This window comes from Ignicoccus islandicus DSM 13165, assembly GCF_001481685.1.
In the GTDB taxonomy this organism is placed as follows: Archaea; Thermoproteota; Thermoprotei_A; order Sulfolobales; family Ignicoccaceae; genus Ignicoccus; species Ignicoccus islandicus.
This window is the reverse complement of sequence record NZ_CP006867.1, coordinates 1163223-1179080: the sequence shown is the minus strand read 5'-3', so window position 1 is coordinate 1179080 and position 15858 is coordinate 1163223. Positions and strand designations below refer to the sequence as shown.

Sequence of the window (15858 nt, the reverse complement as noted above, 5' to 3'; positions counted from 1 at the left end):
TCCCTAGACGCGAAATATGGGATAGTCATGGCAGAGAAGGAGTTACGATTAAGAGTTGCGGAAGCGAAGCAGAGAGACGTAGGGAGAAAGATCGCCAGAATAAGTAGACATAACATGAGAGAATTAGACTTGGTGACTGGTGACTTCGTTGAAGTTGAGGGACCAAAGGGAAGCGTCGTCCTTCAAGTATGGCCAGCTTATCCTCAAGACGAAGGAAAGAACATAATTAGAATCGACGGCATAACCAGACAGCAAATAGGTGTCAGCATTGGAGACTTCGTCACCGTTAGGAAAGTCAAGGTCGACGAAGCCACTAAGGTAGTCCTAGCCCCAACCGAGCCCTTAGAGTTCGGCCCTGATTTCGAGCAATACGTAAAGAGGATACTACTTGGCAAGCCTCTCGTCAGAGGTGAGAAGGTCTACATACCGTTCTTTGGAAGCACGTTGGAACTATTGGTCGTTAGTACCCAACCCTCAACGAGGGTTTACGTAACAGAAAACACGGAGATAAGCATCAGCAAGAAGCCCGTTAAAGAGGAGGCACTAAAAGGCGTTCCAAAGGTAACGTGGGAGGACATCGGTGACCTCGAGGAAGCTAAGGAAAGGTTAAGAGAGATAGTAGAGCTTCCAATGAAGCATCCCGAAGTCTTTAGGCACTTAGGTATAGAACCACCTAAGGGCGTTCTCTTATATGGTCCCCCAGGAACCGGCAAGACCATGTTGGCCAAGGCCCTTGCTAATGAGATAGGAGCTTACTTCATCGCAATCAACGGTCCAGAAATAATGAGCAAATACTACGGTGAGAGCGAGCAAAGGCTAAGGGAGATCTTCGAGGAAGCGAGGAAGAACGCTCCATCAATAATATTCATTGACGAAATAGACGCAATTGCGCCCAAGAGGGAGGAAGTGACCGGAGAAGTGGAGAAGAGAGTAGTAGCACAGCTGTTAACGCTCATGGACGGTTTGCAAGAGAGGGGTAGGGTAGTAGTAATAGGTGCAACCAACAGGCCCAATGCAATAGATCCGGCGCTAAGGAGACCCGGTAGATTCGATAGAGAGATAGAGATACCGCCGCCGGATAAGAGGGCTAGGAAGGCAATACTTGAAGTACATACCAGAAACGTCCCCTTGGCGGAAGACGTCGACTTAGACAAGATAGCTGAAATGACTCACGGTTACACTGGTGCCGACTTAGCTGCTCTAGTAAAAGAAGCAGCGATGAACGCCTTAAGGAGGTTCTTTAAAGAGAAAGGAATCGATCTAACGAAGGTTGAAAAGATACCGACAACGGAATTAGAGAACTTGAAGGTAACCTTCAGAGACTTCCTTAACGCGATGAAGGTAATACAGCCAACTCTTATGAGAGAAGTATACATAGAGGTTCCCGAAGTTAGATGGGAGGACATAGGCGGTCTCGAGGAAGTGAAGCAGCAATTAAAGGAAGCGGTTGTTTGGCCATTAAAGCATCCCGAGTTCTTCACCGAAATGGGCATTGAACCTCCCAAGGGCATACTGCTCTTCGGTCCCCCAGGAACCGGCAAGACCATGCTGGCCAAGGCAGCAGCAACTGAGAGCCAAGCCAACTTCATCGCAGTTAGAGGTCCAGAGATACTGAGCAAATGGGTAGGCGAGAGCGAGAAGGCGATAAGGGAGATATTCAGGAAAGCGAGGCAAGCTGCGCCAACGATAATCTTCTTCGATGAGATAGATAGCATCGCAGTAAGGAGAGGTAGGGACGTCAGCGGCGTGTTAGACAGAATTGTAAACCAAATACTGACTGAGATGGATGGTATCGAACCACTTCAAAGGGTAACTGTAATAGCTGCCACGAACAGACCAGACCTACTGGATCCGGCTCTCCTAAGACCCGGTAGGTTTGACAGGTTGATCTACGTACCGCCACCAGATAAGAAGGCCAGGCTAGAGATCTTCAAGGTACACACTAGGAGAATGCCTTTAGCAGACGACGTAGATCTAGAGAAATTGGCAGAGATAACGGAAGGATACACCGGTGCTGACATAGAGGCAGTATGTAGAGAAGCCGCCCTAACGGCACTAAGAGAGAACATGAAGCCCGTCCCCGTAACAATGAGACACTTCGAGAAGGCCCTAAAGGCTATTCCGCCGAGCTTGAGCAAGGAAGACATTGAGAGGTACGAGAAGTTAGCGAAAGAGATAAAGAGAATGGTTGTCTAACACTATTTTATTAAAATAGAAATTTCTCAATACTTTTTATTTTATTTTCTCACTCATCCTGTATTCTTCGCCTTCCGGTAAGTCCTCTCCAGCATTGCCTCCCGGACAACCTTCACCCACTCTTATGGGCTTATCTAGTCTCGAGAGCAAAACTACGCGGCTGGATCTTTGTTCATCCAAGACTTTATAGCCTATCTCTTCAGCTAGCTTCTCGGCGAACTCCCTAACCTCATTATGCCTAGGCATGTTCTCTTTCGTCAACCTATATCTCGAGTAACCTACGTTCATGTATGCCTTAACTTCAACGTACGTTGGGTATCCTCTTTCTATTAACTTAGCCAACCCCTTCAACGCCTCGGGTTTGTCGTTAAAGCCTTTCACGAGAGTTACTCTGATTACCGTAGGAGAAGAGAAACTGGGGAGTAGGTCTAGGGAAGTTAAGACTGCGTTCCATAGACCCGGCAAGATTGGCCGGTTGAATTCCTTGAAGCTCTTCTCGTCCCACGCTTCTAAGCTTAAGTATAGTTGCGTTGGTTCGGGATTTAACTCAGCCAGTACGTCAGGCCTGACACCGTGAGTTACGAGGAAGGTAGTCATCCCTCTCTTATGGTATTCTTCAATTAGGTCGCTAAGGAGAGGATACAACGTAGGCTCTCCAGAAAGGCTAATTGCAACGTGCTTTGGGTTCATAGCTTCCTCAAACATTTCTGGGGAAACTTTGGGGTGACCCTTGTAACCGCTTATTATCTTCCTCTGCTCTTCGATCGTCTTCTCTACTATAAACTCCGGATCATCGACTACCGGCAGTCCCGTGTCGTCCCATTGAACTCCCAAGTCACCCGGCTCGGCTCTCCAACAATGCAGACACCTCAACCAGCACCATATGACGGCTGGAGTCATTTGAAGACATCTGTGAGAAGCTATTCCATAGAACTTACACTTATAGCAGAACCTCCTCTGAGTTAGCGCCACGTGGGTCCAATGACACTTCTTAACTGCAGAGTGCGTTCCAACTATGTGGTAACCAGCTTTCCTTAATCTATCCATTATTTGCGCAATAGCGTCCGCTTTCACCGATATTTCTCATCACCTCGTCGTTCGCATTTCGGAAATTATAAAGTTTGATGGTTCGATTCTGTAAAGTGATACTTTCGTCTTACAGTTAGTGGTTCTTAAATGGGTAATGTGATAACGGGGGTTCCTTGGATTATAAGGGGTGCGAGGGAGACTACTTAGATAAAGGGACCAGTGTGCGAATAATTGTAACGCCGAGGGAGCTAGCTGTAATACTCTTCTTAATTAACGGAAAAATCGACCTAACGAAGCTCGGTGAGATCGTCGCCAAGCTCTCTAAAAATGGGGTCGAAATTCTAGGTGAGCTTTACCCTGAGATTGAAGAGTTCGTTACTGAGCTTAAAGCATTCGGACTAGTAGAGATCAATGGAAACGAAGTAGTACTAAAAATGGAGAAGGTACCTGTGGAGTTATTAGAAGAACTTCACAATAAATTAGAGCTTGTGGAAGAGATACTGAAGAAAGAAGAAGTCTATATATCAACAACGAACTGAACGCGCCAACAGTCACCAACCTTTTCTATTTTCATTTCAGCATAGGTCATTGCCTTTACAATAGTTCCGTATTCATGTTTAGAAGGATCGAACTTCTCACCGCAAGCTTTCCCTTCTATCTTGTACTTCCCATCTATTTTGGTTAATTTTACTTCGAACTTCGAAAAAACCATTCCTTCACTATCGAAATAAAGAAGCAAGTCATCGATCCATTTATAAAGGGCTTGTTGAAGGTCATCTGCTTCGTCCTCAACAGTCCTACATTCTTTAGGCTCTACTTTATTTACGTCCGTTATCACTGCGAACGTTCCCTTAGCGGCGTTTTCGAAAGCTTCCTCTAGCGTTTCCCCATAACCCACCACTATAACGTCTGCAGTATGAGGTAAGTGCTCATATTCCTTTTCACACGGCATCTCGGGTCCTCATGGCAACTTCGAGAGACTAGTAAATTAGTTGTAGAGAACCTTACGCTATTTGAATTCTGCAGGATTAGCAGAGATCGGCTGAACTGTATGGACTGCCTCTACGCATCTATAATATCCGTATTACCAGTAGTTGAGGTTAGAGGATCCATTCCATTACTAGTTTCATCTCGTTGTCCTTCTCTATATATACTTATCAGTTACGCTCTTTCGACGCTCACTGGAATAGCCGTATACGTGCTAATTGAACATATACTAAATATGGCAATGATTATCTTAGCCCGAACGTGGAAGGGAGGTAGAAAGATTCTGGATAAGATAATTGAGAGAACCGAGAGGAACGCCTCAGAGAAGGTAGAGAGATACGGTACAATAGGTCTAATACTCTTTATTGGTATTCCTTTGCCTGGAACCGGAGTTTGGACCGGTGCACTGGCTGGATACCTGCTTGGTCTAAAACAAAAGGACGTAATTCTAGCTATAGCGGTAGGGAACGCGATAGCCACTGCTATAGTATTCTTAGCATCCAATGGCGCGCTCTTGGTGCTGAGGTAAACTTAGGGTCGGAGGGACTTGCCGTTCCACATCGCTTTATTCGGAACCCCATCCCTTCCTCATTCCCTCGGAACCTTACCATCTCAACATTAAGTTTCTGAGGAGGTGCATTTCCTCATCGGTGTGTTCTATCGCCTAAGAGATATTCTTAAATATTTCGTTGAATGGACGTTTACTGAGAGAAGGTGTCATTGGCATGAAGAAGGTACTTGCCTTATTTCTTACCTTTGCCTTCCTAACGCTAGCCTTACCAGGCGCAAAGACCGAAATGGAAGTTATAAAGAGGTATACGGACGCTTCGCTGGCAGTGCAAGACGTTCTTCACGGAAAATTAGACATGTATTTCTGGGGCATTCCGCCATACATGATAACCCAGTTGCAAAAGAACCCGAACGTTAAGGTCTACTTAGCGCTAGGTGGTATGGACGACATACTAGTGAATCCGTGCCCTACCCAAGACATGGGCGGACCTTTCAACCCATTCAGTATAAGAGAGGTGAGGTTTGCTCTAAACTACCTCATTGACAGGCAAGCCGTCGTTACCAACGTCCTCAACGGTTACGGGTTCTCAATGATTAGCCCGCTGTCCCCAGTAAACCCGGACTACCTTGACGTACTCGAGACGCTAGCGCAATTCAATTTCAAGTATGACTTCGAAAAGGCTAAGGAAATGATAACTAACGCTCTCACTAAGGCTGGAGCGGAACTAAAGGACGGTAAGTGGTACTACAAAGGTAAGCCAATAGTTATTAAGTTCATGATAAGAAGCGATGATCCGATAAGGAAGCAAATAGGCGATATGTTAGCTACTAACTTAGAGAAGTTAGGATTCAAAGTTGAGAGAATATATGGAGACTTCATGAAGGCCTACCAACTAGTCTACAGTAGCGATCCGGGCAAGTACACTTGGAGCCTGTACACCGAGGGCTGGGGCAGTTCTGCAATGACTAAGTACAATGAAGGTACTGTATACCAAATGTACTCGCCCTTCTTTGGCTACATGCCGGGATGGGGCGAACCGACCTTCTGCAATTACAAGAACAAGGAACTGGATGACTTAGGAAAGGCCCTAGCTAGCGGTAAGTACTCCTCCAAGGCCGAAAGAGACGAACTCCTCAATAAACTAGTGAAGAAAGGAATTGAAGAATCCGTTAGGATATTCGTGGTAGCTCCGATTAATGGCTTCGTTGCCGGAAAGGACGTAAAGGATGTTGTCGTTGACCTCGCTGCCGGAATAGGTAACAGATGGACCGAAATGATATCTTACGAAGGCGATGCAAAGGAGTTAAAGATAGGTACTAAGTACGTACACAAGTGGGCTTGGAACCCTGTAGGTGGATACCAAGACTTCTACAGCGTTATAATACACCAAGGTCTAATTGAACCGTTTATGTGGAACAACCCCTACACTGGAGACAAGATACCGCTCTTAGCTAAGAGCTGGAAAGTCTACGAAAACGTAGAGGTTCCCGAGAAAGCCATCACTTACGATTACAAGACCCACAAGTGGGTTCACGTCAAGCCTGGAACTAAGGCTAAGTATGCTGTCGAACTAAACCTGAGGAACTTAGGCGTATTCCATACCGGTCAGAACGTTAGAGTAAGTGACATGCTCTACTGGATATATCTAGTTACCGAGTGGGGTACGAAGAGCGGAAAGGACGATGCCAAGTATGACAGCTACGTGGCTAGTACCTATAGCACTTGGATAGAGAACTTCAAGGGAGTATTAGTTAAGTCTCCAACCGATATAGTAATCTATACTGACATGAGCCACTTCGATCCCAACGAGCTAGCGGATACAGCAACTTCAGTACTAGCTCCTAGCGTACCGTGGGAACTATTATACGCTATGGAGCAGTCCGTGCTAAACAGCAAACTGGCGTTCAGTCCGACGGAAGCTGAAACTAAGGGAGGCGAATGGCTAGACAGCCTCAACCCAGACCACGTAAAGATAGTTCTAAAGAACCTTGAAGATGATGCGAAGAAGGGCGTAGTACCAGAGCAAGTAAAGGAGATGTGCGAACTCATTGGTGCCAAGCCAAAGCCTAACTATCAAGCTGTAATAGACTTCATAAAGAAGCACAACCACATGGTAATAGGTAATGGACCCCTATACCTAGACTCTTACGATCCAACTACCGATTCAGCCATACTTAAGGCATTCAGAAACGAGGGATATCCCTTCAGTGCAGATCAATTCGAATACCTAGCTTACGAGAACGTTAAGTTCGCACAGGTAACATCTCTAACTACTGACAAGCCCTTACTGATAAGAGGTCAAGAGTTAACTGTAACTGTTAACGTAATCGACAAGAACTCCAAGACCCCCTTAAGCGATGCTAAGGTCTTCGTTGCTATCTACTCAGCTGACGGAAAGCTCGTCTACTCCGATTTCGCCAAGGAGAAGGCACCCGGTAAGTACACCATAACTATAACGAGCGAAGAAACTCAGAACTGGACCTCCGGTACCTATACCGTAAAGGTAATAGCATACAGCAAAGAGGCCTTCTGGCCATCTATGTATACTACAAGCGTAATCGTTGTAGGTTAACCTAATATATCTAAAACCACTTTTTTATCCTTCTTTGACTCACATTTCTCATTGGACTTGAATCATGGAGAGAGCCCTTTATATTGGAGAAGTGTTCCTAAAACATACCCCTCCATTTCGACACCCGGAACACCCCGGAAGGATCAAGGCCATTCTAGATCTCTTAAAGAGAACTGAGCTGGGAAGCGAGGTTGAGGTCCGTTCCCCAGTTTTGGTAGATGAGAAAGAGTTACATTTGATTCACGACCCGGAGTACGTTGCCTACGTTAAGCAGATGGTCGAAGTCGGCGGTGGTATGCTAGACCCTGATACTTACGTATCAGGCGATAGCTGGGAAGCGGCGCTAGCGGCTGCTGGAACTGTGAGCTACGCAGCAATGAATGCAATTGAAGGCAAACACTACTTGGCCGTAACCGCTGTAAGACCGCCGGGCCATCACGCTAGAAGGAACAAGGGCAAGGGTTTCTGTATATTCAATAACGTGGCCTTGGCAGCCGAAAAAGCTAGGAGACTCGGTTTAAAGGTTGCTATCATAGACATCGACGTGCATTGGGGCGATGGGACAGCGTATATCTTCTACGATACTGATGAGGTACTTTACATAAGCACTCATCAAGACCCTCGAACGTTATATCCTTTCGAGGGCTTCCCTTACCAAAAGGGAAGGGGAAAGGGCGAAGGGTATACTGTAAACATAGCGTTGCCTCCTGGGACGAACGATGATCAAATACTATATGCGTTCGACAGGATCGCGTTACCAATATTAGAGGCATATCAACCCAATCTCATTTTAGTCTCAGCTGGTTGGGACACCCATTGGGAGGACCCGCTAGCGGAATTCTCATTAACGCTCAACGGCCAATGGCAGCTAATCAACGAGATATACTATTTCGCAGAGAGTATGGGAATCCCTATTGTAATAGCATTAGAAGGCGGATACGTTGAATGGGTTGTTGCGAAGAGTACTTTAAACGCGACGCTAGCGGGGAGGAAGCAAATCTTCTCTGAAAAGACATCTGTAGAGGCTATACCAATGGAAGAAGTGGAACACTACGTGGAAAACGTAAAAGTGGAGTTGAGGAGTTACTGGCCTCTCTGAGAGTTCCTCTTAAGCAGCGACTCCATTGGTTGTTCTATTCCCATTAGCTTAACGCCCGTGAGTAGGGAGGCTTCGGGCGTTAGCGCGCGCAAGTCCTCTTTTTCTAGGTTACTTAATTTGCTCTTTCCTGCAAGTTGCGCGAACATACACATCTCTTCAATTAACGCACGTAAGTAATTCTCTATTCTCTTTGCGGCCAATTCAACGTTGATCCTCCTCCTGAGCTCGGGCCTCTGAGTTGCAATTCCATAAGGACATTTGCCGTTGTGGCAAGTTCCACAGTAGGTACAGCCAATTGGAACCAAAGTTGCGGAAGCTATCATAACGGCATCTGCTCCCAGAGCTAACACCTTAGCGGCGTCAGCACCGTTAGTTATTCCTCCGCCAACTACTAGGCTAACTTTGTCTCTCAAACCTATCTCCTTTAAGGCCTTGTGCGCCTCCACGACTGCGGCCATAGTGGAGTAACCCGTGTGTTCAGTTACTATGTAGGGCGTTGCCCCCGTTCCGGAAGGCTTTCCATCTATTACTATTATGTCCGCTCCAGCCTTAGCAGCTATCTTAACGTCGTCCGCAACTCTACCAGCAGCGTACTTGACTATTATAGGTACTTTCCATTCAGTTATTTCCCTTAGTTGTTCTATCTTCATCTTCAGATCTTCGGGTCCAACTATGTCTAAGTGCCTAGCTGGACTTATTGCGTCAGTTCCAACTGGTATCCCTCTCATCTTGGCTATGTCTTGAGTAACCTTCTCTCCTAGTAGAAGACCTCCCATACCGGGCTTGGCTCCTTGCCCTATCTTTATCTCGACGGCATCTCCCGACCTCAAGTAGCTAGCCGAGACACCGAACCTCCCTGAGGCGTACTGAACGATCAGGACTTTCGCGTACATCCTTTCCTCAGGTAGCATTCCGCCTTCTCCAGTGTTTGCAGCTATGCCTAACCTTCCCGCTGCTTTAGCAAGGGCTATTTTGACCTCCTTGCTAACCGAACCGAAGCTCATTGCACCTATCATTATTGGAGCCTTCAATACCAAAGGCTTCTCAGCGAACCTATCGCCTAGCACTACTTCGGTGTCGCACGGTTCCCTGTAACTGTCTATAGGAGGTCTCGACGTCTGGCCGGGAATGAAGGTCAATTGATCTAGCGACGGGAAGTACTTGTTCTCAGCCCCCATGCCTACTACTGGTGGGTGACCTACGGAAGCCATTTGCCTTATGTAGTTATACTTTGACGCATTGAGACCTGCTCTGTTAGTCATGCTTTCGGCAGCTCTGATCACCTTTACCGCGTCGGTCGGACAGTAATTAACGCAAGCGTAACATCCAATGCAATCCGCTTGCCTGGCGGTTACTGGTTTGTTTCCAACCATTTTAATTACGTTTTCCGGACATACCCTAGCACATACGCCGCAACCAATACATAGTTCGTAAGTGAAATATGTAATGTACTTAGGAAAGAGCTTCTTTAAAGCTGGAGTACCGGAAGGCGGCTTGTAAACGGGCCTAAGGCTCTTCGGAACAACCACGTAGTAACTGTCCTTACCCTTAAGGCCGTATTTCTTGAGGAGCGCGTTTACCTCCTCTACCTCCTCTTTGGGAGCTTCCACGAGCTTTGCGTTCTTACCCAAGCTCTTTGGAGCGCCACCTACGTATATCTTGCCGTTTATTATCATCTCTCCGGCGTACTCGTTTAGATCGCCGAGAACTATTACCTTACCACCCATCATGTAGAGTCCTGTCATTAAGCCAGCGTCTCCGTTGACTATTACGGTCCCGCCTTTCATGAGGGCAGCGCTTCTATCGCCAGCGTCCCCATGGACCACTATCGTGCCTCCGTACATGTACTGACCTACGCCGTTTCCGGCGTGACCTTTTACTATTATCTCACCCATCGTCATGTTATCTCCAGCGTACCACCCGGCGTTACCTTCGAGAACTATCTTAGGTCCGTGAATCATTGTACCTAGGAAGTAACCTGCGCTACCTTTCACTTCAACTTCCACTTCAGCAACTAGTCCTGCTGCAATGTAGTGTTTAGCGTTGGGGTTGAGAACCACTATTTTCTTAGCGTACTTAGATTTGTTATTAAGTTCTCTGTTAAGTTCCTTCGGAGTCATGTTCCTTGCGTCTATCTTCACAACTTCCATACTTCCACCTCTCCAGGCCTTAGATAGGTGATTTTACCCTCGGGCAAGACTTTCCTTATTGCTACCTCCTCTGAAGCAGCTACCAATACTTCATCGCTTTCGGAGGTAACGAGAGGTCTGAGGCCAAGCCTATCTCTTGCCATACCTATTCCCTCAGGCATTGATATGAGAAAAGCGAAGGGACCATCCAAGTCCCTTACTGCCTCATGGAGAGCTTCTTCTAAACTATAACCTTTTCTTAATTTATTCACAATATAGTGAATTATCAACTCGGAATCGTTATCGGTTTGGAAGACGTGGCCTTCGAGCTCTAATATCTCCCTTCTCTTCCAATAGTTAGTAATCTGACCGTTGTGAACGATAGCTATGTCTGGGAAATCGAAGGTCTGGAACGGATGAGCGTGGAGAGCATCTACCGCGCTTTCAGTTGAGAACCTTACGTGACCTATCCCATGGGTTCCCTTCAATTTGCTGAACTCGAAGACCCTTTCTACGTCGTCTACTAACCCGACGTCTTTGGATATTACCGACTTTCTACCAATCGACAAGACTGATAGGGAATATTTCCTTATAATAGTCTTTAGTTCTTCCAGCGATACGTCCGCGGGGACGCGTGCTTCCAACATGTAGTTACCATCGTTCAATTTCTTGCTCTTAAAGTCTATTACGTTTATCATATACCTTATCTTCTTTGCTATTTCGTTTGGTTCATTTTCAACGACGAACCTAATTAACCAGTGATTTTGATTATTGTAAATGGCGGTTCCCGCGGAATCCATTCCCCTATGTTGCAAACTCTTCAACATTTCATAAAGGCTTTGCCCAACATCGGCCTCCTTATCTTTAATCATAATTCCTGCGATTCCGCACAACGAAGTGTACCCATAGTGGGTCAGAAGTGATAAGGAGATATAACGTTCTGTTCCGAGTAGACATACCTAATCTGATTAGATGTTTAGACAATATAAATATAGGCTAAGACATTGTTGCTTTGCTTTTATAAAATTATCGATCATTCGTCGTTAATGTAAATTACGGTTTCAGTCACCTCTAGCTGTGCCAATTTCTCTGAAGATCTAACTAACTCCAGTATTTCGATTAATTCGTTTGGTACGTTCGAACTCATCGCGGTCCCCAGTGTTTCCGTAGGGAGGAAAAACCTAAATAAAAGTGATTTACTGGTATGACAGTAGACTCATATTTATATGAATTACTCAATCCAATCGCCCGTCTGAATTTTCTGAGGGATATAGGTTTCTGATAAGAACCTTAGACCCTTGACGGCCAATGCCTCTATCTCCAACTTACTCTTCTTTTTGAGGAACAAGTCAAGTTCATGCATCCACTTCTGGCTGCTCTTGAACCAGTCATATCGCTGCATTTCCTTAGCTCTCTTAATGTCAGTTTCCTTAGCCTTTATTATAACGTTCTTTCTCTCTTTAGGTCCAAGCCAATTCTTTTCAAATATATCGCTCATACTAACCCCTAGGAACTTCGCGTTCGGCGTTGCCAGTCTCTCGCTTTCATAGCTTAAGTTTATGCTACCCGATCGGAAGACGCTATAGATATACCATCCATATGGATCGGCATCGGTCAATATGTAAACCGGTAGGCCTAGTTCCTCGTTGAGCCTTCTAACGAACCTTCTAGTTGCCCTATCCGGTTGTCCAGAAGAGGTTACTAGTAAGCACTTGTATCTGTCCCAGAACTTTATTCTGTGAAGCTGTTGGAATACAGCATCCTTCTCTATTACTAATACAAATTCCGCATCGACGTCAATGAACTCTATCAGATCTGGCGTAGGCTCTATGGCGTAAGCGCCGTGCCCCATTTTGCTCAAGTCTATTACGTCATCGCCAGACCTGATTCTCATCCTACCTACGACTTTACCTTTCTCTTTACTTAGGATTAGCATTTCTTCTCTGAGGAGTCCCGTAAATACTTCAACGTCGGTAATTACGGCATCGCTTTCCTTCTGGTCGTCCCAAGTGTTTTCTTCTCTCTTCCTCCCTTTATGGTCAACGTAAACTATCGTATGCTTGCCTCGGTAGTATAGATCTCTTATCGTTGGATATTCGTCGTTCAATAACGCTTCATAGATTATTGAAGCCATTAGGGTTGTCTTCATAAACATCTTAGCTTCGTTGATATCAAGGAACTTCCTAGTTAGCGTTTCTTCGCCCAGTCGGAGTATCTTCATCCGCTCGTCCCAAACGGTGTTCTGTAAGGTTCTCTTGGGTAGGGTGAGTTCAGGTTCTTCTCCCTTTAGCACTTTATTAACTACTTTCATGAAGGCCTTGTGAATTATTTCAGCAGCTCTCTTCCTAGCCTTGATGTCAGCTTTACTGAACTGCATTTCAGTTAATCCCATTAAGCATCAATGAGGTTCGATATAAGCTGAATCACATACAAACCTTTAAATTCCATCTTTCCCATCTAGCCCCCAAGGGAAGTGGGTGTACTTTCCTAGTGCGCTGGCTCCTTCAATTTCAATAAAAGTTAACGAAGGAGGAGAGATCCAACTTCTACTTAACAGAATACGAGGTGGTAAACTATGAACGAGTTCGATGTCCTCATAGTTGGAGCCGGACCAGCTGGTATGTTTGCTGCCTTGAAAATTGCTGAGCTTACCAATGGGAAAGCTAGAATAGGTATAATCGAGAAGGGCTATTACGCACATCAAAGGATATGCCCTCTCCAGGAACCTAAGATAGGGAAATGTACGTATTGTAAGCCTTGTCACATACTATATGGAGTCGGTGGCGCTGGAACGCTCTCTTCGGGCCTCATTAACTTGAGGCCTGACGTAGGTGGCGACTTGCAAGAATTGGTGGGTAGTGAAGAAAGGGCATGGGAATTAATAGAGGAAGTCGATAAGATATTCTTAAGGTTTGGAGCCCCTCCCGATACGCTTCACGAACCCGACATGGATCGCGTTAAAGAGATAGAGAAGAGGGCAGTTAAGGTAGGTGCGAAGTTCGTTCCAATAAGACAGAGACACATAGGTACCGATCACTCAGTGAGGGTAATTGAAAACATGACTAAATACTTAGAAAGCAAGGGCGTGAAGTTCATTATAGGTACCGAGGCACTCGACGTAGACATCGTTGATTCTCGTCAAAGAGTTAAAACGACTAAGGGAGTCTTTGAGAGCAAATACTTACTCTTAGCCCCCGGAAGGGGAGGGGCCGATTGGTTCGTTAATATAGCAAGGAAGTTAGGCATAACGCTCGAAAGCGGTCCGTTAGATGTGGGCGTCAGAGTTGAAGTTCCTTACGAAGTAATGGAAGAGATAATAGACGTAGAGGTCGACCCTAAGATAATAATATATACGAGAACGTTCGATGACAAAGTTAGGACCTTCTGTACTAATCACAAGGGCTTCGTTGTAAAAGAAGTATACGATGATGGTACTGTTGGAGTTAACGGTCACGCATACTTAAACATGAAGAGCAACAATACGAACTTCGCTTTCCTAGTAACAGTTAAGTTAACCGATCCCATGGAGGACACCATAGAGTATGGTAAGAACATAGCTAAACTGGCTACGAAGTTGGGTGGAGGAAATCCTCTTATTCAAAGACTAATAGACTTAGAGAGCGGCAGAAGAAGTACGTGGGAGAGAATAAAGAGGAGCGTAACCAAGCCTACCTTAAGAGAGGTAACTCCGGGTGACATAAGCATGGCGTTCCCATATAGAGTCATAACTAACATATTGGAAGGACTGAAGAGCCTAGACTACATTATCCCCGGTGTCTTCGCACCACACACTTTACTCTATGCCCCAGAAATAAAGTACTATAGTATGAAGGCGAAAGTCGATAGGAACATGGAGACCGACGTCGCGAACGTCTACGCTGCTGGAGACGGAGCCGGACTTTCTAGAGGAATCAACGTAGCGGCCGCTACCGGCCTCATTGCTGGCGAGGCCATCGCAAAGAAGCTCAGCTAAAAAACACTCATATATACACGCTAAGCTGACGCGATGGTTTGCCGGAAATGCAAGCTAACTTGATAGGGTTTGCAGAGATACTAGTCATTGCAATCATTACTGGCGTTGTCGCCTCTCTCTTTGGAGTTGGAGGCGGAGTTATTTCAATTCCATCAATGATATTCCTATTGGGCGTCGATCCTTCCGTAGCTGTTGGTACTAATTCAGTCATAATAATTGCAAGCACCCTCTCTTCGGCGTGGTTTCACTTAAGACAAGGAACGTTAAGGAAGGAAGGCATCTACTTGGGCATAGGCGGAGTTATCGGAACTGTAATAGGCAACTACTTGTTCTTAATAGCATCCCAAATGAAAGTCATGGATAAGGTCTTGGGAATATTGTTCATAATAATTTCGGCGTTAGTGGTAACAAAGACTAAGGGTACTAGAACTGAGCCTCCAGAGAAAACTGCTTTGATTCTGAGCGGAGTATTGCTTGGAACGTTCGCGGGCTTAGCTGGAATGTCCGGAGGCGTTCTAATAAATCCAATATTAATGCTCGTTTTCGATATGGACGTAAAGATCGCAATTGGAACTAGTGTAGCCGCGTTACCTATGACAGCAATTGCCTCAGCCCTTCCCAAGATCGCATGGGGTTACGTGGATTGGGAGTTGGCTCTAGCCTTCCTACCCGGAATAATAATAGGAACGAAGATAGGTTCGAAGTTAATGAAAGAGATGGATAGAGCGAAGCTCAAGAAGCTATTTGCATTATTAATGCTCCTTATGGGAGTAAAGATGTTAATTTAGGACTTGCAGATTGATATGAAGTTCTGGAAGACTTGACTGCCTTTAGGTGTATGTTGGACTTCTGGATGGAACTGAACGCCGTAGAAGGGACCGTTAAGGTACTTGAGGGCTTGAACTCGAGTATTGTCGCTGTGAGCTATTACCACGCTATTGGGAGGCTCCTCTAGCACTTCCTCGTTGTGACTCTCCCAAGCTAAGAACTTCGGTCCCAATCCTCTTAATATCTCGTCTTCGTCGTCAACGTATATGGTGACGTCACCGTATTCCGGCTTCGGCGAAGGACCTACTGTTCCTCCATTTAATAGAGCTAGAACTTGGTGACCTAGACATATTCCCAGAACAGGTTTACCTAAGCTCAAGTATTCCTTTAACCATTTGACCTTCTCGAAGTCTTTGGGCATAGTTAGAGGTCCGCCTCCAAACACTATGCAATCGTACTTGTTTACGTCAGGTTTCATTGTATAAAGTACCATGTCTGCTTCATGGCCCAGCTTCTCAATACTTCTCTTTATTAAATGATTGTACTGGCCTCCGAAGGCAACGACCAGTACCCTAACCAAGAGCTACTTCACCG

At 45.6% G+C, this 15858-nt stretch carries 13 protein-coding genes; 7 read left to right on the top strand and 6 right to left on the bottom strand.

The window, feature by feature from the left end; all coding sequences use genetic code 11:
• Positions 1–27 precede the first annotated feature (27 nt).
• Positions 28–2196: a CDC48 family AAA ATPase gene (locus EYM_RS06535; RefSeq protein WP_075050279.1), complete on the top strand. Its 2169-nt coding sequence runs from the start codon at positions 28–30 to the stop codon at positions 2194–2196.
• Between the two features lie 36 nt (positions 2197–2232).
• Here the strand turns inward: EYM_RS06535 and twy1 are convergent, their stop codons facing one another.
• Positions 2233–3270, bottom strand: a complete 1038-nt coding sequence (twy1, locus tag EYM_RS06530; RefSeq protein WP_338034269.1) for a 4-demethylwyosine synthase TYW1 — start codon at positions 3268–3270, stop codon at positions 2233–2235.
• Between the two features lie 128 nt (positions 3271–3398).
• Here twy1 and EYM_RS06525 point away from each other — a divergent pair, with 128 nt between their 5' ends.
• Positions 3399–3764, top strand: coding sequence for a hypothetical protein (locus EYM_RS06525; protein WP_075050277.1), 366 nt, complete (start codon positions 3399–3401; stop codon positions 3762–3764).
• On the opposite strand, the gene EYM_RS06520 is transcribed toward EYM_RS06525, so the two are convergent.
• A complete protein-coding gene (locus tag EYM_RS06520) occupies positions 3743–4177 on the bottom strand; it encodes an archease (RefSeq protein ID WP_075050276.1) in 435 nt (144 codons plus the stop codon). The genes EYM_RS06525 and EYM_RS06520 overlap by 22 nt on opposite strands.
• Positions 4178–4276: 99 nt before the next feature.
• Here EYM_RS06520 and EYM_RS06515 point away from each other — a divergent pair, with 99 nt between their 5' ends.
• The 3 genes from EYM_RS06515 to EYM_RS06505 all read left to right on the top strand — a co-directional run bounded on the left by EYM_RS06515 (position 4277) and on the right by EYM_RS06505 (position 8394).
• On the top strand, positions 4277–4741 hold the full coding sequence (locus tag EYM_RS06515) for a COG2426 family protein (RefSeq protein ID WP_075050274.1): 465 nt from the start codon (positions 4277–4279) through the stop codon (positions 4739–4741).
• A 196-nt stretch (positions 4742–4937) separates the two neighbouring features.
• Positions 4938–7295 carry an ABC transporter substrate-binding protein gene (locus EYM_RS06510; protein ID WP_075050272.1) on the top strand — a complete coding sequence of 786 codons (2358 nt, stop codon included), beginning with the start codon at positions 4938–4940 and terminating at the stop codon, positions 7293–7295.
• A gap of 64 nt (positions 7296–7359) precedes the next feature.
• On the top strand, positions 7360–8394 hold the full coding sequence (locus EYM_RS06505) for a histone deacetylase family protein (protein ID WP_075050271.1): 1035 nt from the start codon (positions 7360–7362) through the stop codon (positions 8392–8394).
• Here the strand turns inward: EYM_RS06505 and EYM_RS06500 are convergent.
• The 3 genes from EYM_RS06500 to EYM_RS06490 form a co-directional block, all read right to left on the bottom strand.
• Positions 8379–10544, bottom strand: coding sequence for a glutamate synthase-related protein (locus EYM_RS06500; protein WP_075050269.1), 2166 nt, complete (start codon positions 10542–10544; stop codon positions 8379–8381). The genes EYM_RS06505 and EYM_RS06500 overlap by 16 nt on opposite strands.
• A complete protein-coding gene (locus EYM_RS06495; RefSeq protein ID WP_075050267.1) occupies positions 10532–11416 on the bottom strand; it encodes a class II glutamine amidotransferase in 885 nt (294 codons plus the stop codon). The genes EYM_RS06500 and EYM_RS06495 overlap by 13 nt, the downstream gene beginning before the upstream one ends.
• 338 nt (positions 11417–11754) lie before the next feature.
• Positions 11755–12900 carry a DNA topoisomerase IV subunit A gene (locus tag EYM_RS06490; protein WP_217221076.1) on the bottom strand — a complete coding sequence of 382 codons (1146 nt, stop codon included), beginning with the start codon at positions 12898–12900 and terminating at the stop codon, positions 11755–11757.
• Positions 12901–13098: 198 nt separating this feature from the next.
• Between EYM_RS06490 and EYM_RS06485 the strand changes: the two genes are divergently transcribed.
• Positions 13099–14496 carry an NAD(P)/FAD-dependent oxidoreductase gene (locus EYM_RS06485; protein ID WP_075050265.1) on the top strand — a complete coding sequence of 466 codons (1398 nt, stop codon included), beginning with the start codon at positions 13099–13101 and terminating at the stop codon, positions 14494–14496.
• A 47-nt stretch (positions 14497–14543) separates the two neighbouring features.
• Positions 14544–15284, top strand: a complete 741-nt coding sequence (locus EYM_RS06480; RefSeq protein WP_075050263.1) for a sulfite exporter TauE/SafE family protein — start codon at positions 14544–14546, stop codon at positions 15282–15284.
• Here the strand turns inward: EYM_RS06480 and EYM_RS06475 are convergent.
• On the bottom strand, positions 15281–15844 hold the full coding sequence (locus EYM_RS06475) for a GMP synthase subunit A (protein ID WP_075050261.1): 564 nt from the start codon (positions 15842–15844) through the stop codon (positions 15281–15283). The two genes, EYM_RS06480 and EYM_RS06475, sit on opposite strands and share 4 nt — an antisense overlap.
• Positions 15845–15858 lie beyond the last annotated feature (14 nt).